We start from the raw sequence: 19,021 nt of genomic DNA on the forward strand, positions 1-19,021 counted from the left end.
TCGTATGGTTCTAATCACCCTTGCAGGGATCGCGCTCCATCACCACGGCATGAACCAATTCATGAACTGCAACGGACGGCCGATGCTTTGATTCAGACCCGTCATGTCGTTGCGCATGGACGAGGTCGACATGGTCATCGCCTGCATCGAACGATCCATGGTCTGAATGCTTGTCAGCATGGGCTCGAGGGTGTTTACATCCCGAGCCATCGAATCCACGCTGACGGCCATGGTGCGGACATTCGCACTCATCTGCCCCATGTTGTCCGAGATCGACTGCATGTTGCTGGCCAGCACCGTCATGTTGGTGTCGACACTGATAGCCAAATAGTGGACGTCCTTGGCGAGACTGAAAACCAGGTAGAACCCGTAGGCCGCAAGGATGATGAAGGCGAACAGAGTGGGATAGACGATCAGCTCCCAGCGCTTTGCGCTGTTTTCGAAGGCCTGGGACAGGCGATCGATCGCAAATGCATGAAGCTGAGTCTCGGTGACGCCCGCGGCGCGCGCATCGGCCTCCGCTTGCTCGTTCGATACCTCGCCGTCCGGGGAGGCGTCGGTCCTCGGGATTTCGTTCTGAGCCATGATTCGGGCCGGTTCTTGTTCAGTTGATGAGAAAAGTCAGCGTGCTCGGCGAGTCACGGCCCGGCATCACGTGCACTCTTTTCGCGAAAATGGCCGTCCGTAAAGCGAAACGCACTCCAACAAGCGGAGTTCTGCCGGAAGCCGATTTTGGAACCTAAACGAAGCGATTTAAACCCCGTTTATCGTAAGGCGATTAACTCGCGCATGACTGCGGGAGGGTCATTTAAGATTCGTCGCCGCTGCCGTTGTCTCAAGAGCTTAACAGAATTACGGCATGCGACAAGGCGACCTTGTCGTCGGCGGCTCAACTGACGAGATGCGGATAGAGCGTTGCGGCTAGACCGAGAAACTCCCGTGCCGCCTTGCCGCGGGACTCCAGCTCGAACACCGCCAGGCCCTCGCTGAACGAGCGCCGAAAGACGGTGCGTTGCGACAGCCTCGGCTTGATGAAGCGAATACCCGGGAGCGAGACCAACGCGGCTGCGGCCTCGTTGGTCTCGCGAACCGCGTGGTGGGTGTCGCCGCGATTGATGAACCCGATGATGTCGGGAGGCGTCTCCCGCTCGACCGAGGCAATCAACTGGATGAAACGCTGGGTCGACCAGATGTCGGCCTGCGACGGCGGGACCGGCACGACGACGCGGTCGCACCGCGCAAGCGCCGTTCGCAGGCTCTCCATGTCCGAGGTTCCGACGTCGATGAGGGTCTCGTCGGCGGCCTTCAATTGCTCGGGCGTCAGGGCGCGCTTGTCGGACGCCTTCAGGACAGGATCGAATCCCTCCTCCTTGCGCACATCGATGACGTCGGTCAGGGTCGCTTGAGGATCCGCATCGATCAGCTGGACCTTCGCGCCCGCCATCGAGAGCCAGACCCCCAGATTGAAGGTCAAGGTGCTCTTGCCCGAACCGCCCTTAAGACTTCCGACGATCGTGATCATGCCGTGCTTCCGCGTCCGCGTTCATCCCCGATGCCGCCCGAGCGACTATTGGCCGGGCTGGGGCATCTCCATGCGCGTGTACCCGGCGGGCACCGCAAACAGATGATCCGGCTGATCGCCGATCCGGATCGACTTGAGCTCGCGCACACCGCCGCCCGGAAACTCCTCGCGGACCGACAACTTCAGCTCCGGGTCGTACCACTGAATCACCCGGGTCGGCGGCTGATCGGGCGCGGTCGTGGTCATCTCCCATTTCTCGACCTGGCGGCCTTCCATGGTTTCGGTGCCGACCATCATGAGCTCCATCTTCTCGCCGTTGGACATCTCGTGTTTCAACGGAATCGCGCGCTCGGCGTCGATCCAGAGGGTCCCGTTCATGGACTGACCTTCGTGGGTCATGACCATTTCCCATTTCACCGCAGACCGCCCTCCGACCGCCTCCTCGCCGGCACGTCGACAGGTCAGGCCCGGCATTCCGGCGCAGGGATCGGTCTCCGCGCTCGGAGTCGGTGCCGGCGCGGGTACGCCTTCGCCCGGAGGCCCGCCCTGCTCCATGTAGGTCTGCCGCTCGGGGAAGAGGACCCACATCATGCCTCGATTCTGATCGATGATCTGAACCACCTCTTGACCCTGCTGCGTCATCTCCTTGCGCAACCGGCCGTCGCCGACGAACATCTTGACGGTCTCGGTCTGCCCGTCCGGGCCTTGATTGATCATGTCCGCGGAAAACTGAACACCCGAGATCTCCGCGTGCGCCGTCGCCGCCAAGGCGGATGCGAGCGCGATACCCAACACAGCCTGCGTTTGCGTTCTCATCTTGTCTTATCCTCCCATCGATCGATGATCAGTCATGACGACACCCCCCTACATCGAGGTCACTTGCGGCTCCTCGTTGCATCAGGCCCAAGGCGCTGCCGATCGGGAGGGCCGCAATCGGGTCGCGAGCAACGGGCTCGGCAGCAGGATCCGGGCGAGCCGACGCCGGATCAAGGCCAAGGCGCCGGCTCGAAACCGAACGTCCGAGGCGGCGTCAGCGCATCCATCAGTCCCGCGGGGGACCGAGCTCGCCCGCCGCGGTCGTTATGGTTCTGCTCCAGCGGACGCCAGCCCGGTGTTTGCGCGCGCTGCTCCGCCTCCTGATCCGTCAGCGGTCGGAACCTGTATCCGGCCGTCTCATCATAGCCGCTGCCGCGGCCCGACCACGGCTGCGGGTCACCGCGAAACCGATATTCAGGCTGCGGGGAGGACGTCCCGGTCGGGATCGCCGGCGAGGTCACGTCGGAATATCGGCCTCTCGCAGGGGGGACATAGCGGTCGTCGGGATAGCCTTGTGCGGACTCTCGGCTGCGCTCCACCCAACGCCCGTCGCGGTCGATGAATCCGTCGAGATTCCGGCCCGCCTGCGGCGCGGCGTCGTAGCCACCGTAACCCGTTCCGACCCGGGGCCGATCATCGTCGCGGCGCGCGTCGTCGTTTCGGTACTCGTAACGATCGTGCAAGCCGAGATCAAACGGCGACCGCGGCGTCTCGTATCCGTGGAAATCGACCGGTTGGTCGCCCCACCCCGGTTGCCGAGCCTGCCCCCAAGACTGCGCACCGAATGCCGACTGATTCGCCGTTGCGGTGGCTACGCCGAGCAGCAGCCCGGCGACGAGCAAGAAAGGCATCATTGCGCGACCTTTAATCCGTTCTCAGGTGATGTCCTCTGTACCGCGCCGGGCCTTGCGCTCGACCCGCAGCATCGACCCTGCCGCACGCATCGCGCGCCGTCTGGATCCGAACCCGTCCTGCGTCCATCCGGACGCAGGACACGCCTCGCCGTCGATACACTAACGATCGCCCGTATCGTTCTCGTCGTCGATCTTCAAACGAATGCCGCGTCGAGGCGCCTTCTTCTGAACCGGCTGACTCGAGGTATCAGCTGCCGCGGTCTTCTTGGCGGCCGTCTTGCGCGTTGTTGGTTTAGCATCCGACCCCGTCGTCGCGGGTTTTTTGGTGACGGTCCGAGCAGGCTCCGACGCCGCACTCTCGCCTTTGGCGGAGGATACTTCCTTCTCCACGGGCGCATCGGCGGGGGCTGTCGTCGCCGTCGCGGAGCGCGCGACCGGCCGGCGAGCGGGCTTGGTCTTGAGCGCGCCCTTCGCCGCGTCGAAGAGGAGCAGGAAGATCCCGCGTACCGCATAGAGCGCAAGAATGAAGAACTCCACGACCTTCCCGAAGAACCGGCTGACACCGCCGCCCGAGCCCTTGAGCGGTGCCTTGCTCGGCACCGCATCCGTCACGCACGGAAGGCTGGTGCCGGGCGGGGCCGTGGCGAGAGCCACCCGACACATATCGTCGCCGGCGGCGACGCAGCCGAGCGGGATGACGATCAGGGTCAGGACGGTCGAGACCAGCACCCCGGACAGCAACGAGATCGCCATGCCCTGGAAGATGGGGTCGGTGATGATGACGCTCGAGCCCGCGACCAGGGCCAAGGCCGTGATCACGATCGGGCGCGTGCGGATCTTGCAGGAGCGGATCATCGCCTCGGCAACCGGCACGCCCTTCTGGATCTCGTGAATCGCGAAATCCACGAGGAGGATGGAGTTTCGCACGATGATGCCCGCCAACGCGATCCAGCCGATCATCGAGGTCGCCGTGAACTCCCCGCCGAGACCGAGGCTGAACATGATCGCGTGCGCCGGGATAATACCGAGCAAGGTCAAGGGAATCGGCGCCATGATCACGAGCGGAATGCGGAAGTTTCCGAACTCCCACACCACCAGGATATAGATCAGGATCAGCGCAACGCCGAAGGCGGCACCCATGTCGCGGAAGGTCTCGTAGGTGACGGTCCACTCGCCCGCCCAGGTCCAGGCCAAGCGACTGCTGTCGGGCGGCGCACCCAGCCAGAAGATGGCGCCGTCCATCTCCTCGCTGCCTTGCGGCTTGGTTCCGTCGGGTGCCGTGTAGTCCTGCTGATTGACGATGCGCTCGACTTGGGACATCGCGTACACGGGTGCTGCGAGCCGCCCGCCGACATCCGCCACCACATACTCCACAGGACGCAGATCCTTGTGGTAGATGATGTCCTCTTCAGGCGTCAGCAGGAACTCGCCGAGCTCGCGCAGCGGGACCGTGTATCCTTGATTGGACTGGATCGGAAGATCACCGAGGCGATCCACCTGCGAGCGCTCGGACAAGGGCACCTGAAGCACGATCTGGACCGGCTCGTGGCCCATCTGGCGACCTGCCTGGGGCTTGATGTCGCCGATCGGCGAGCCGCCGAGGGCCATCGCGAGATTGCGGTTGATGGTATCCACCGAGATGCCGCGACGCACCGCCTTCTCGGTATCCACGTTGAAGCGCCAGTAGTCGAAGGCACCCCTGAGATAGTTGTCGACATCGCGGGTACTCTCGGCCTTGCCGAAGATCTCGGTAAGGTCGCGGGCGAACTGGCGCCGCAGCTCGGGCGTGGGTCCGTAGACCTCCGCGACGACCGATTGAAGCACCGGCGGACCCGGCGGCATCTCCACCACCGCAAGCGAGGCGCCCGTGCCCTCGACCAGCTTGCTGAGCAGTTCGCGCGCCTCGACCGCGATCTCGTGACTGGTGCGGTCCCGGTCGTGCTTGTCCGTCAACTGCACCTGAAGCTCGCTGTTCCAGGGGTCGGAGCGCAGATAGTAATGACGTACCATGCCGTTGAAGTCGAAGGGTCGCGCAGTCCCGGCATAGAGCTGGATGGCGGTCACCTCGGGCATGCCGCGCACCTTATCGGCCATGCGATGCGCGAGGTTCGCCGTCACCGGCAGAGCCGTTCCCTCGGGCATGTCGAGCACGACCGAGAATTCGGGCTTGTTGTCCAGCGGCAGCATCTTGACCGCCACCAGGTTGAAATAGAAGAACGACAGCGTAACGAGGAAGGTACCCCAAAGGGCCAGCTTGAAGACCAAGCGCTTGCCGCGGTGCTCGATCAGCGGCGTCAGGATGCGTCGATAGAGCTTCTCGAGACCCTCGGCCTCCTTGTGCTCGCGCTTCTCCGCGGCCTCGAGATATTTCATCGAGGGACGCAGCCATTTGGAGATCGCCAGATAGGGCGTGAAGACGAAGGCCGCGAACAGCGAGATGAACATCGCCACCGAGCCCAACACCGGGATCGGCGCCATGTAGGGCCCCATCATGCCGCTGACGAACCCCATCGGCAGCAAGGCCGCGATGACGGTGAAGGTGGCGAGGATGGTCGGGTTGCCGACCTCGCGCACGGCGTCGATGGCCGTGTCCTCGTCGGTGCGTCCCTCCTCGAGCCAGCGCCGATAGATGTTCTCGACCACCACGATGGCGTCGTCGACCAGGATGCCGATCGAGAAGATCAACGCAAACAGACTCACCCGGTCGATCGTGTAGTTGGTCACCCAGGCCACGAAGACCGTCATGAAGAGCACGACCGGGATGACCAGCATGACGACGATGGCCGGACGCACAGCACGGAAGGCCAGCAGCACCAGGATAACCACGAACAGGGTCGCCTTGATCAGCTTGCCGATCAGCTCCGAGACCTTTTGGTCGGCGGACTGGCCGTAGTTGCGCGTGATGCTGACCTCGACGTTCGCCGGGATGCGCGAGCCCTTGAGCTCTTCGACGCGCTCGATGATGGCGTTCGCCACCGTCACGCCGTTGGTCAACTCCTTTTTGGCGATCGCAATGGTCACGGCCGGGCGGCCATCCGCGGCGTCCTCGATCTCGGACGCCGGCCCGGTGTAGAAGGCGACCAGCTCGGAGGCGTCCTCGGGACCCTGGGTCACGCGCGCCACGTCGTGGATATAGATCGGCAGGTTGTTGAAGGTCCCGACCACCAGACGATTGATGTCCTCCACACCCGTCAAGAAGGCGCCGGTGGTGACCGAGAAGCGTGCCCCGCTCGCCTCGAGTCCGCCTGCGACCTGCTCTGCGTTGGCACTGACGAGGGTTTGGGCGACCTGATCCAGACTGATCTGATACCCGGAAAGGCGCTCGGGGAGGACATCGACGGTCACCACCTCGCGGCGTCCGCCGACGATGAAGGCGTTGCCCGTATCCTTGACCTGCTTCACCGCCTGCAGCACGTCCTGCGCAAGCAGGCGCAACTGACCGTCGTCCACATCGGGAATCCCGTCGCTGTCGAGATCCCTGGACCAGAGTGTCAGCGTGACGATCGGAACGTCGTCGATCCCCTTGGTCTTGATCAGCGGCGGCATGACCCCGGGCGGGATCTTGTCCATATTCGAGGCGACCTTGTCGTTCACCTTGAGTAAGGAGGGACCCATCTTCTCCCCGACCACGAATTCGACCGTCACCAAGCCCTGGCCGCGTTGAGACGCGGAGTAGACGTGTTTGACGCCGGGGATCTCGCTCATCATCCGCTCGAGCGGCTGCATCGCCATATTGGCGACCTGCTGGGCCGAGGCACCCGGATACTGCACCATGATGTCGATCATGGGCACCGAGATCTGCGGATCCTCCTGGCGCGGCGTCATGATGAGACCGAGCAGGCCCATCATCAGCATGGCGACGTAGAAGAGGGGCGAGAGCGGCGAGCGGATGAAGAATCGGGCTGCGCGCCCGGCGATTCCGAGGCTGTCCTCGTCGTACGCGGGATCCTTGCGATCCTGCGAAGGAGATGTGACGTCTTGGCTCATGTCGAATCCAGATTAACCGGGCCTGCGCCGCATCGCTGCGACATGGATTGCGCAGGCGATCGCGGTACGCGATCGCCGGGGCTTAAGAAAGCGGTCGTCAGCGATCCGCGGGTGATGATCCGCTCGCCCAACCGGCCGTGACACGCGGACCGGGATTCGTGAGGACCCTCTCGCCGGCGCGAAGCCCGCTCAGAACGGTCACCATCGCGCCGGGGAGCTCCTCGCCGACGCGGATCAAGCGCAACTGCGGCTCGCCCCGTTCGCTCAGGATGTAGACCCCGGGCAAGCTGCCGTTGTAACGCACCGCGCTGCTCGGGATGACCGGATTGGCACGCGCCGGCGCATTCAGATCCGGCACCAGCACTTTGGCGTACATCCCGGGCTCGGACACGCCCTGCGGAAGATCGAACTTGATCTTGACGGTGTGACGTTGCGGATCCGCCATCGGGAAGATCTGCGCCACCCGAACAGGCACGCGCCGGTTGTCCGGATCAAGCTCGGCTTGGACCATCATCCCGTCGCGCAGGCCCGGACGCAGCCGCGCCGGGACATCGACTTCGACCTGCAGGTATTCCACGTCGGCGTAGTTGAGCATGGGTTGTCCGGGCTGGATGGTGTCGCCGACCTCGACGAGCTTGCGCACGATCACCCCGTCAAAGGGCGCGATGCTGCGGGCATCGCGAATCTTCGAGTCGAGTGCCTGAAGCTCCGCCTGGAGGCGCAGCATGGCGTTCTGCGCCTCTTGGATCTGAATCCCTGAGGCGAAGAGATCGGCCGAACGCTCGGCGGTGCGGTCGCGCTCGCCGATGAAGCTCTCGGCCGGGCGCGCAAACATCTGATCGAACAGATTCGGCAGACCCATCCCGCCCATCGCGGAGGTCGACTGCGGCGAGTAGATCTCTCTGGAGTATTGAACGCCCGCATTACGCAGTTGGGCATCGGCACTCGCCATTTGCGCGAGCAGTGCGCGTCGATTCGCGAGCAGCTCCTCGTCGCCGATCGCCACGAGAAGATCCTTTTCCTTAAAGGTGTCGCCCTCGCGGCCGGCGATGAAGGTGATGCGCCCCGGCAGCTGCGCGGCAAGCGTCACTTCCTTGTAGGGCACCACGCTGCCGCCCAGGGAGACGGTGGGTGCACCCTGCGCCTGCTGAACGACGAAAGTCTCGCCGATATCGGCCTGCATCTGGGCCTGGACAAGGCCCGAGGAGACAGCCGCGGCAAGGGCGAGCGTGCACGCAAAACGGGCGGTTCGAAACTGTATTGACATCGGATCGCACACCAAACGCTAGGTTTTTTGTCGCACGTCCGATTGGCGCTATGGCTTTCGGACCTGCCGTGGACATCGGACAGCCTCGTGGGCCCGGCGCTCATCCGTCGCGGATCTGCAGCATCCGAGCTCGGGCGCCTTTGGCCTGCTCAGTGCCGCGTTGTCTTTTCATTCTCCGGACGGCGCGGTAACGCAGTATGCCTTCGACGCCGCTCGACATTCAAGCCGACGAATACCGGCTCGGCGCGACACTTGCCGCAGCGAGGGGTTCGACACCCTCGATCACTGCCGACGGCGCCGTGCATGCCAGGCGCGTCCGAACCGATTAACCTTAGCCGGCGACCGGCTATCCATCTCGGCGAACTTCAGTGTAACATCATGCGCCATTGCGGTCGGGGCCGGATCGGCTCAGCCGCCGCGACGACTTTAGCCTGCCGGCAATCACGCCGAGCACCTCGGACGCCGCCGATCCCGATACCTTGTCGCCATGCCTTGCCCGCTAAGCGAAGCGTTTTGATCCAGATCGAGGAGCTGATCCCATGCCGTCTACCGCCGAGGCCGTTCAACAGCGCATGCAGGAGCTGGAGTCTCATCTGGAGCAAGAGAACCCGGTCCTGCTCAGTGCCGTGCAGAGCTTCCGGGCGATCGACCGCGTAGCCTACGGGACGGGCCTGCTCGACACCAATCAGTCGTTCGCGACCCAGATCCCCTGGTGGCCGCTGATCTCGATCCTGGGCACCTTCTCCGCGGGCAAATCGACCTTCATCAACTACTTTCTCGGCCAGAAGCTGCAACGCACCGGCAATCAGGCCGTGGACGATCGCTTCACCGTCATCGTCTACAGTCCCGAGACGGTCAGTCATTCGCTTCCGGGTGTCTCGCTCGACTCGGACCCGCGTTTCCCCTTCTATCAGATGTCGCACGACATCGAGCAGGTCGCCGGCGGGGAAGGCAAACGCATCGATGCCTATCTGCAGCTCAAGACCTGCTGCAGCGAACGTCTGCGCGGCAAGATCCTGATCGACTCGCCCGGCTTCGACGCCGACGCACAGCGCACGGCGATCCTGCGCATCAGCGATCACATGATCGGTCTGTCCGACCTCGTCCTGGTGTTTTTCGACGCGCGTCATCCCGAGCCGGGTGCCATGCGCGACACACTCAAGCACCTGGTGAAGGACACCATCCACCGCGCCGATTCGGGCAAGTTCCTCTACATCCTCAATCAGCTCGACACCGCAGCCAACGAGGACAACCCGGAGGACGTGGTCGCGGCCTGGCTGCGCGCCATCGGCGAGGCGGGCCTGACCGCGGGCCGCTTCTACACCATCTACAATCCGGACGCCGCGAACACCATCCCGGACGAGCACAAGCGCCGGCGCTTCGAGAAAAAGCGCGACGAAGACCTCGGCGAGATCTTCCTGCGCATGGAGCGCGTGGAGATCGAGCGTGCCTATCGCATCATCGCGGCCTTGCGCGAGACCGCAAACGCCTTCGGACACGAGGCGGTGCCCCTGTTGCAAAGCGCCGTGCGGCGCTGGCGCGCCCGCACCCTGACCGTCAACGCGGCACTCATCGCGCTTGTGGGTGCATTGTTTTTGTATTGGAGTATCGGCGCAGGTCATTGGGTCAGGCTTTCCTACGAACCCGCCTGGCTGGAGGTACTGACGAGCCAGGTCCCGTGGGGCCGCGATGCCTTGATCGGGATGTTGATTGCGCTTGCCGTCGGCACCCATTTCGGCGTCCGCAAACTGGCTGCCATGAGTGTCGAGCCCTGGCTGAGAAAGCAGGTTGCACGCAAGAACCCGCCGGGAAATCTGATGTCTGCCTTCAGGAAGAACACCCGTTTCTATCGCCCGGTCATCATCGGCCGGCCGATCGGCTGGAGCGGCAAGGCCCGCGCGCAGATCAACGAGGTTCTTCAGAACTGCGAGAACTTCGTGCAGACGCTCAACGAGCGTTACACCAACCCCAAGGGCCTGAAGGAGTCGCCGCATAAGGCGCACGCCGTCCGCCTCCCGGACGATCCGGCAGCCGTCCTCGGCAAGAAGGAGCGCTCTGCGGCTTGATCGAACCGCACACATTGGTGACACGATGAGCATCCGAACATCCGACCCAGCGTCCCGACCCGCCATCGAGGTCCCGCCGCATCCCCAATGGCCGGCTCTGAGCACGCTCGAGAAGAACGCGCTCACGGACCGCATCAAGACCCTGCTCAAGGAGCAGGATGCCGTCCTGGTCGCCCATTACTACACGGATGCCGATCTTCAGGCGCTCGCCGAGGAGACCGGCGGCTGCGTCTCGGACTCGTTGGAAATGGCCCGCTTCGGCGCCGCCAGCAGTGCACGGACGCTGGTGGTCTGCGGCGTTCGCTTTATGGGCGAGACGGCGAAGATCCTCAACCCCGAGAAGCGGATCCTGATGCCGGATCTCCGCGCCACCTGCTCGCTCGACGAAGGATGTCCGGCCGACGCCTTCGGCGCCTTCTGCGATGCCCACCCGGACCACACCGTCGTGGTCTATGCCAATACGAGCGCGCAGGTGAAGGCCCGGTCCGACTGGGTCGTCACATCCAGCATCGCACTGCCCGTCGTCGCCTATCTCGCCGAGCAGGGGCGCAAGATCCTCTGGGCGCCCGATAAGCATCTCGGCCACTATGTCCAGCGCATGACCGGGGCAGACATGCTGCTCTGGGACGGCGCCTGCGTGGTTCACGAAGAGTTCAAGTCGTTCGCGCTGGAGCGCTTGCGCAAGCTCCATCCCGAGGCAGCCGTGCTGGTGCACCCCGAATCCCCGGACGAAGTGGTCGATCAGGCCGACGTGGTCGGCTCGACCACCCAACTGATTAAGGCCGTGGTCGAGATGCCGAACCGGGAGTTCATCGTCGCGACGGACGCCGGGATCTTCTGGAAGATGCACCAGCTCGCACCGGGTAAGACCCTGATCCCGGCCCCGACAGCCGGCGAAGGCGCAACCTGCGAAAGCTGCGCACATTGCCCATGGATGGCCATGAATGCATTGCAGAATCTGGAGCAGGTCCTGCTCAAGGGTGATCAGGAGATCCTGATCGATCCGGCACTCGGCAGACGAGCGCTGGTGCCGATTCGCCGTATGCTCGATTTCGCGCGCGAGCGCGGGATCGGGGCACGACGCGACGCGGACTAAACCGCGTCCGGAGCGAGAGGCTCGTTTTCGAATAAGCTCGACGTTTGGCGCATCCACGACCCTACGCAGGACGCGGCTTAAAATGATCCGAGCGATCCGCTCGTCCCGGCCCCCGCACCGGCCGGTCTCCTCCAACCCATGACCGATAACCTTACGCTTGCCCACCTTGGCAAGCACGGTGCGGATGCCGTACCATCGATTGCGAATCATCAAATAATAAACGCCCGTCCGGCATTCACAAGAATAAGAGCCGTGACGGCCAACGACGTCCCCCAGTCGTCGCCGTGAAGAGGATGTCTATGTCTGAAGCCCGCAAATCCACGCGCAGGACGTCGTTTGTCGTCTTGGCACTGGTGTTTCTGGCGGGGATCGGATTTGCCGGTGCAATGTCCGGCGGTCTGGCCTATTCGAATCGCATGGAGCTCTGCGTCTCCTGCCACAGCCTGCAGGTCCCCTACGCCGAGTATCAGGAGACGGTTCATTTCAAAAACGCCTCCGGTGTCCAGGCAACCTGCTCGGACTGTCATGTGCCGCGGGAATTTTTCCCGAAGCTCCACGCCAAGCTCATGGCCGCCAAGGACGTTTACCACGAATTGATCGGCACGATCGATACACCGGAGAAGTTCGAGGCACAACGCTGGGCGATGGCGAATCGCGTCTGGGACAGGATGAAGGCCGACGACTCGCGCACCTGCAGGAGCTGTCACGAGTTCTCCGACATGGACCTGTCTGCCCAGAGCCGCTCAGCCCGCAGCCGACACGGCGCGGCCGAGGATCGCGGCCAGACCTGCATCGATTGTCACAAAGGGATCGCCCATCATCTCCCCGACGAGCCGGAAGAGCCGACGCCCGCCGAGCCCGCGAAAGCGCATGTCGAAGACACCCAAGCGGCATCCGAAGCAGCTCGCCGTGCAGGCGGCACGACCAAGCCTGCGAATCCGGACGCCGCCTGAGCGAGCCATGCAGCGAACATTCCGAGGTCGGTCATGAGTGTCATCCAGCTTCCGAAGCAACATCCGCGGGCGATCGCCTTACTCCTGGCGCTCCTCGGCGCGTTGCTGCTTGCCGACGTGCAGGCGGCCGATCCCGCGAGCCCCGATCCAGGCAAGGAGCTGCGCCTCGCCGCCATGATCGGCGACACCGAGACCCTCGCCGCCTTGCTCGATCAAGGGGTCCCGGTCGACTCGGCCAACGAGTTCGGCAAAACGGCCCTGATGATCGCCGTGGAATCCGACGACCTCGAGACGGTTGCCCTGCTCCTGACGCGAGGAGCCAACGTGAATGCCCGCACCGTTGCGAGCTGCACGCCGCTCACCTTTGCCGCGGAACACGGCAACATCGCCATCACCGCCGTCTTGATCGAGCGCGGCGCCAACGTACACGACCGAACCCGCAGCGGCTGGGATCCCTTGATGATCGCCTCGCGCTACGGGATCTCGGACATGGCCGAGCAGCTGCTCTTTCGCGGCGCCGACCCCAAGGCATCCGACGTGGACGGGCGAACGGCCCTCATGTTGGCCGCTGCGCATGGGCAGGTCGAGGTCATCGACCTCTTGATCGAAGCCGGTGCGGAGCTCGAATCCAGAGACAGGGAGGGCGAAACAGCGCTTCTGATCGCTGCGGACGCGGGACACTGGCACGTGGTGAAGGCCCTGCTCGACGCGGGTGCCGATGTCAATGCCCGCGACGGACTCGGAGCAACGCCGCTGATCCTCGCCATCAGCCAAGGCCATCCGGATGCCGCCCGGCTCTTGCTCGAACGCGGTGCCAATCCGAACCTTCAGGACGAGGACGGCACCTCTGCATTGATGGAAGCGGTCGTCACGGACCACGCAGAGCTGATTCGACTTCTGTTGACCTATCGCGCCGACCCCGCTCTGACCAACCGCGACGGGCTCGCCGCCGTGGACCTGGCGGAACAACGAGGCAATCAAGAAGCCGCCGCGCTCTTGGCGCAGCGGCCGAGCAGCCCCTGAGGCCGTCACTCGACCGACGCGGCCCGGGGCGACACCGAATGCACTAAGGGACGCAACAAGGACGCCCCTTCTGCATCGCGGCATCGAGTGCCGCGCGTTACCGACACCACCCAACGACCATTTTGGAGGAAGCATGGCCACGATATCACCAAGATTGGCCCTACTTGCCGGCGCACTCGCGTTCGGCATGTCCTCGGGAGCCAATGCCGACGCCACCGCATCGATGCTCGCCAACACCTGCGCCGGTTGTCACGGCACCCTCGGCCAAAGTGCCGGGCCGGCATCGCCCATCATCGCCGGCATCAACCGGGTTGTTTTTGTCGACATGATGCAGGGCTACAAGAGCGGCGACATCTATTCGACGATCATGGGCCGGATCGCCAAGGGGTATACGGACGAGGAATTCGAGAAGATGGCCGAATTCTTCAACACCCAGGAGTTCAAGCCCGCCCAGCAGGACTACGACAAAGCGCTCGTGGATCAGGGCACGAAGTTGCACGACAAATACTGCGAGAACTGCCACGCCGAGGGCGGCATCCCGTTGCGCGATCCGGATACCGGTGAAGATGCCGAGGACTTCTACCTCCTCGCAGGCCAATGGACACCCTATCTCGCCTATGCAATGGAGGACTTCCGGGAGGATCGCCGCGAGATCCCCAAGAAGATGAAAAGCAAGCTGGATGAGCTTCTCGAGAAGGACGGAGACACAGGTCTCGCCGCCGTGTTTGCTTTCTACGCGAGCCAGCAGTAACGCCACCGGAGGAGAAAACGGAATGAAGATCAACAGACGTGATTTCGTAAAGGTAGCCGGTGCCGCAACGGCGGTCGGCCTGGTCGGTGCTCCCCACCTCGCGCTCGGCGCGACTCAGAAGGTCGTGATCGTCGGCGGAGGCACCGGCGGTGCAACGGCTGCCAAGTACATCAAGATGGCCGATTCGAGCATCGACGTGACGGTCATCGAGCCCAACAAGGAATACATCACCTGCTATCTGAGCAACGAGGTGCTCGGCGGCGACCGCGCCTTCGATACGCTCAAGGTCGGCTACGACGGTCTCAAGGCGCTCGGGATCAATGTCGTGCATGACACGGCGGCGGACATCGATGCCGAGAAGAAGGTCGTCAAGACCGCCGGCGGGACCGAATTCGGTTTCGACCGCTGTATCGTCGCGCCGGGGATCCAACTCCTGTACGACAAGGTCGAAGGCTACAGCGAAGAAGCCGCGCAGAAGCTGCCGCACGCCTGGAAGGCCGGCGAGCAGACCATGATCCTGCGCAAGCAGCTCGAGGACATGGCCGACGGCGGCGTGGTCCTCATCTCAGCGCCGGCCAACCCCTTCCGCTGTCCGCCCGGGCCTTACGAGCGCGCCAGCCAGATCGCTCATTACTTCAAGGCCAACAAGCCCAAGTCGAAGGTCATCATCCTCGACTCCAAGCAGGCGTTTTCAAAACAGGGACTCTTCACCCAAGCGTGGGAGCGACTCTATGGCTACGGGACCGACGATGCACTGATCGAGTGGCGCCCCGGTCCCGATGCAGCCGTCAGCCTGGTGAAGGCCGACGAAATGACGGTCGAGACCGGCTTCGGAGACGAGATCAAGGCCGACATCATCAACATCATCCCGCCGCAGCGAGCCGGCGAGATCGCCCAGACCGCAGGCCTCGCGGACGACGGCGGTTGGTGTCCGGTTGACTTCCGGTCCTTCGAGTCCAAGCTCCGACCCGGCATCCATGTCATCGGCGACGCCTGTATCGCCGGCGCCATGCCCAAGTCCGCCTATGCGGCCAACAGCCAGGCCAAGGTCGCCGCAGCCGCGGTCGTCGCCATGCTCAAGGGCGAGGAGCCGGGGACACCGTCGTATGTCAACACCTGCTACTCGATCGTCGGCACGGACTACGGCATCTCGGTCGCCGGCGTCTATCGGATGGCCGAGGACGGCAGCGCAATCGCCGACGTCGAGGGCGCGGGTGGTGTCACGCCGATGGATGCACCCGAGTGGGCATTGGCTCGCGAGGTGCAGTACGCCTATAGCTGGTACAGGAACATCGTGAAGGACTCCTTTGGCTGAGGATGCACGCGAGGAGCGACGGATCGACTCTTGGATTGAGTCGATCACGCCGTGATGATGTTGAAAGGGGCCGAAACGCCCCTTTTTTTCGCTTGTCCTTTTCTGAACCGCGTCCACGCCAACGCCGCTTGCTTCACGCGACGCCGAGCCGATGCGACAACAGCGTCTGTTTGTACGGGACGCGGTTCAGCCCTGCTGCATCAAGATCCGCAGATCCAGCACCGCCGCATTGGCACGCGAGATATAAGACGCCATCACCAGCGAGTGATTGGCCAAGAAGCCGTAGCCATGCCCGTTGAGCACGATCGGGCTGACCATCGGTTTGCTCGCACCCTCCAGGTCGCGAATGATCTGCTGAATCGAAACGTCCGCGTTCTTGGACGCCAGAATCTCCGCGAAATCGATTGAGATGGCCCGCATCATATGCAATAGGGCCCAGGTATAGCCGCGCGCCTCGTAATAGGTATCGTCGACCAGATACCAGGGCGTCGCCGATCCGCCGGATTTGATCTGCACCTCGTCCAACTCCACATCGTTTTCACCGACGTTCTGCACCAAGGCAGCGGTCAACTCGTGATCGCCCACGCTTGCACTCAAGCGCACGGCAAGGCTGCCGAGTCGTTTCTCGACGATCGAAAGATAGGCCGCGAGATTGTCCGCGCGAGTGTGGAAGCTCGCACTCCGGTCCTCACCGGTGGCCAGATCACGCATGAACAGACGTAGCGCATCGGTGGCTTGGCGATACTCGTCTTCGGCCGACGGGAGGAGCCAGGACGAGGCATCGATCGCGAGCTTCACGTCGGCCCGCTTGGCATGGTCGTTTTCGATCGACTGAGTCTGGGAGCGGCTGAAATCGTTGCGAAGCGCACGCACCGAATCGCGAAGCTCCTTGAGCGCGCCATACTCCCAATTCGGCATATTGTCCAGGTACAGTCCCGGCGGGGTCAGATCGTTGTAGAGGAAGCCGCCGTTCTTCTCCAAAAGGGTCTCCGCGACGCCGATCGCCGCGGCCACGACCGCCGTCCCCGGCACAGGCTTCCCGCCGGAGCCCGCCAGCACTTCCGCCTGGAGGGCTGCAACGTCGAAGACAGGTGGCTGGCGCGACCAGACGATGCCGAGTGCAAGCACCACGACGGCGTAGAGTGCAAGCCCGATCCCCACGATGCGCAGCGCGGAGGGGCGCGAACCCGTCCGCACGCTCGAACCCATATCCGACGGGTTCGGCCGATCGGGCCTTTTCGAGCTTTGCCCGTGATCACTTCGCGTGTCCGGACCCAGCGGCACCGTTGCCGGTTTTTCGTTCATGAAAGACTCCTTGAGGTTGTGGTGAATTCAGTAGACCGGCGGAGACAAGAGGCCCTCGGCCGCAAAGGAAACCGATGTCGTCGCCCCCGAAGCAACGCCCCGGCTCGCGCCCGGGCGCGTGAAGCGGATGGTATCGGGTCCTGTCGTGCCGCCCGAAACGACAAAGGTCATGGCCTCGTCGACCGACCAGTCCTGAGGGATGATTCGATCCAAAGGCACGATCTCGAGATAGCCGCTGGTCGGGTTCGGTGCGGTCGGGACATAGACCGCCGCCAGCTCGATGCCGCTCTCCCGGTCGATCATGGTGTGCGTGTGAAAACCGACCGCCTTCATCTCGGTGTGGGGAAACTCGACCAACACGACCTTGCGGGATTTCTCCACCCCGTCGCTCCGAAATGCCTCGACGAGCCTCTTCGTCGCTCCGTAGACGGTGGTCACGAACGGGATACGCTTGAGCCAGTCCTCGACACTCGACAGGATCCTGCGCCCGACGAGATGCGTCACCGCCCATCCCAGCAGATACAACATCAGCAGGGTCAGTGTGATTGCGAGCGCCGAGGACAACCAGGGCACTTCCACGATCCAGCGCGCCATGTCCGGCGACAGTGGTCGCACGGCATTGGCAAGGATGATCACCTTCGGTCGCCCGATCCCCGAGAGCAGGTCCAGAAAAAACAAGAAGACAAAGGAGGTCACCATGAGGGGGATCACGGTCACCACCCCGGTGAGTAGGTTTCTCCGAAGATGGGTCATCTGTTTCCTGAGGCTTCGCTGCCGTGCGGTTGTGGCGTGTTTGACTTGCGGACCCCTTTGAAGATCCGATTGCAGCGGAAATCATGGGGGCTTTTCTGTTTAAACCATCTTGAGGTCACTGATGTCCCGTAGAGCGAGCCATCCTCCGCGCGCATCGCAGCCGCGGAATCCGAGAGCGATCAAGCGTTCGTACCGCACCGGAGCACCGCGCGGCGACACAGAGCCGATTACGGCTGCCGATCCCCTCATCTTTAAGGCGTTTCCCTCGACCTTCGACGGATTCTTCGTAAGTCCTAGCGGTTTTGTCATTAACAATTCGTCTTTTGAATCGCTTCCCTTCGTTTTTTTCATCTCTGCGCGGAATTTGATTCGATCCCCGTTGGAGTGATGCCGACGACGCCCCAACCTCCCTCTTCGCCGACGCGAAAGCGCCTTTCAACCGTCACTCCGGACGCGGTTTAGATCAATGTATCGTCATCCCGCCTTTGCACACCCTCGAGCCGCTACGGGACGGGCGATCGGCTTCGCGCTCGTATGGTTGATCCTGGTCGGGCCGGATGCAGCGTCGTGGATCGTCGGCGGACCTTTCGTCGTCGCGGCGACGCTGGCAAGCCTGAAACTGTCCAAGCCGCGAGACCGGAACCTTTCGGTGTCGAGCTTGGCCGTTTTCGTACCTTATTTCCTCATCGAGTCGCTGCGAGGCGGGATCGATGTCGCTGCGCGTGTGCTGTTTCCGAGGCTGCGAGTTCAACCGGGAAACCAAGAATACCGGGTCAGCCTGAGGAGTCCCGAGGCACGGTTGGTCTTCATCGACAGCATCAGCCTCTTGCCCGGAACGCTGAGCGCCGATCTGCGCGGGGATCTAGTGACGGTGCACGCACTCGACGTCCGCACGGACGTCGTGGAAGGCCTGGCGACGCTCGAGCGGCGCGTCGCCGCCCTGTTCGGCGAATCGCTTGAATCGGTTTCGGACCGGACAACTGCGGAGCATTCCCCGTCGGACGGGACCTCGGTGCACGAGACACCGGCCCGTCCGGAGGGTCGCCCATGAGCACGTCTCTCTTGAGCGTCGCACTGGTGCTGATGGCCGGAATCGCCGCCGGACTGATCCGCGTCGCCATCGGCCCGACCCCGTCGGACCGCATGATGGCCGCGCAGTTGATGGGGACCTCGGGGATCGGCGTCATCCTGCTCCTCGCCCCGGTGCTCGCCGTCCCGGCGCTGATCGATGTGGCGCTGATCTTCTCGCTGCTCGCCGCTGTCGCTGTCACGGCCTTCACCCGACGGCGCCTCACGAACCACGGAGACTGATT

The 19,021-nt window shown here is 63.4% G+C and carries 16 protein-coding genes; 8 read left to right on the forward strand and 8 right to left on the reverse strand.

The features are described 5' to 3' along the window. Positions 1-39 precede the first annotated feature (39 nt). The 6 genes from B4N44_RS05355 to B4N44_RS05380 form a co-directional block, all read right to left on the reverse strand. On the reverse strand, positions 40-585 hold the full coding sequence (locus tag B4N44_RS05355; protein WP_296697635.1) for a hypothetical protein: 546 nt from the start codon (positions 583-585) through the stop codon (positions 40-42). A 304-nt stretch (positions 586-889) separates the two neighbouring features. Continuing rightward, positions 890-1,522 (reverse strand): AAA family ATPase, encoded by a 633-nt coding sequence (locus tag B4N44_RS05360; RefSeq protein WP_296697638.1) that lies wholly within the window; start codon positions 1,520-1,522, stop codon positions 890-892. A gap of 45 nt (positions 1,523-1,567) precedes the next feature. Beyond that, positions 1,568-2,338, reverse strand: a complete 771-nt coding sequence (locus B4N44_RS05365) for a hypothetical protein (protein WP_296697641.1) — start codon at positions 2,336-2,338, stop codon at positions 1,568-1,570. A gap of 170 nt (positions 2,339-2,508) precedes the next feature. Then, positions 2,509-3,192: a hypothetical protein gene (locus B4N44_RS05370; protein WP_296697644.1), complete on the reverse strand. Its 684-nt coding sequence runs from the start codon at positions 3,190-3,192 to the stop codon at positions 2,509-2,511. Positions 3,193-3,351: 159 nt separating this feature from the next. Next, a complete protein-coding gene (locus B4N44_RS05375) occupies positions 3,352-7,179 on the reverse strand; it encodes an efflux RND transporter permease subunit (RefSeq protein ID WP_296697645.1) in 3,828 nt (1,275 codons plus the stop codon). A 97-nt stretch (positions 7,180-7,276) separates the two neighbouring features. Continuing rightward, positions 7,277-8,362 (reverse strand): efflux RND transporter periplasmic adaptor subunit, encoded by a 1,086-nt coding sequence (locus B4N44_RS05380; RefSeq protein ID WP_296697698.1) that lies wholly within the window; start codon positions 8,360-8,362, stop codon positions 7,277-7,279. A 623-nt stretch (positions 8,363-8,985) separates the two neighbouring features. On the opposite strand from B4N44_RS05380, the gene B4N44_RS05385 reads away from it, so the two are divergent. The 6 genes from B4N44_RS05385 to B4N44_RS05410 all read left to right on the forward strand — a co-directional run bounded on the left by B4N44_RS05385 (position 8,986) and on the right by B4N44_RS05410 (position 15,650). Further along, positions 8,986-10,512 carry a dynamin family protein gene (locus tag B4N44_RS05385; RefSeq protein ID WP_296697648.1) on the forward strand — a complete coding sequence of 509 codons (1,527 nt, stop codon included), beginning with the start codon at positions 8,986-8,988 and terminating at the stop codon, positions 10,510-10,512. Positions 10,513-10,537: 25 nt separating this feature from the next. Further along, a complete protein-coding gene (nadA, locus tag B4N44_RS05390; protein WP_296697650.1) occupies positions 10,538-11,608 on the forward strand; it encodes a quinolinate synthase NadA in 1,071 nt (356 codons plus the stop codon). 299 nt (positions 11,609-11,907) lie between these two features. Beyond that, positions 11,908-12,561 (forward strand): NapC/NirT family cytochrome c, encoded by a 654-nt coding sequence (locus B4N44_RS05395; protein WP_296697653.1) that lies wholly within the window; start codon positions 11,908-11,910, stop codon positions 12,559-12,561. 33 nt (positions 12,562-12,594) lie between these two features. Then, a complete protein-coding gene (locus B4N44_RS05400; RefSeq protein ID WP_296697655.1) occupies positions 12,595-13,584 on the forward strand; it encodes an ankyrin repeat domain-containing protein in 990 nt (329 codons plus the stop codon). Between the two features lie 133 nt (positions 13,585-13,717). Beyond that, entirely contained in the window at positions 13,718-14,335 is a 618-nt protein-coding gene (locus tag B4N44_RS05405) for a c-type cytochrome (RefSeq protein WP_296697657.1), read from the forward strand. Positions 14,336-14,357: 22 nt separating this feature from the next. Further along, positions 14,358-15,650, forward strand: coding sequence for an FCSD flavin-binding domain-containing protein (locus tag B4N44_RS05410; protein ID WP_296697660.1), 1,293 nt, complete (start codon positions 14,358-14,360; stop codon positions 15,648-15,650). A gap of 186 nt (positions 15,651-15,836) precedes the next feature. Here B4N44_RS05410 and B4N44_RS05415 read toward each other — a convergent pair whose 3' ends face one another. Continuing rightward, entirely contained in the window at positions 15,837-16,847 is a 1,011-nt protein-coding gene (locus tag B4N44_RS05415) for a DUF2333 family protein (RefSeq protein ID WP_296697662.1), read from the reverse strand. A 135-nt stretch (positions 16,848-16,982) separates the two neighbouring features. Next, positions 16,983-17,708, reverse strand: a complete 726-nt coding sequence (locus B4N44_RS05420; RefSeq protein ID WP_296697665.1) for a DUF502 domain-containing protein — start codon at positions 17,706-17,708, stop codon at positions 16,983-16,985. A gap of 466 nt (positions 17,709-18,174) precedes the next feature. Between B4N44_RS05420 and B4N44_RS05425 the strand changes: the two genes are divergently transcribed. Together B4N44_RS05425 and B4N44_RS05430 are read left to right on the forward strand one after the other, a co-directional pair. Then, on the forward strand, positions 18,175-18,759 hold the full coding sequence (locus tag B4N44_RS05425; RefSeq protein WP_296697667.1) for a Na+/H+ antiporter subunit E: 585 nt from the start codon (positions 18,175-18,177) through the stop codon (positions 18,757-18,759). Then, positions 18,756-19,019, forward strand: a complete 264-nt coding sequence (locus B4N44_RS05430) for a monovalent cation/H+ antiporter complex subunit F (RefSeq protein ID WP_296697669.1) — start codon at positions 18,756-18,758, stop codon at positions 19,017-19,019. Before B4N44_RS05425 ends, B4N44_RS05430 begins: the two co-directional genes overlap by 4 nt. The last annotated feature ends 2 nt before the right edge of the window (positions 19,020-19,021 follow it).

The sequence above is a fragment of the Thiocapsa sp. UBA6158 genome (assembly GCF_002423035.1).
In the GTDB taxonomy this organism is placed as follows: domain Bacteria; phylum Pseudomonadota; class Gammaproteobacteria; order Chromatiales; family Chromatiaceae; genus Thiocapsa.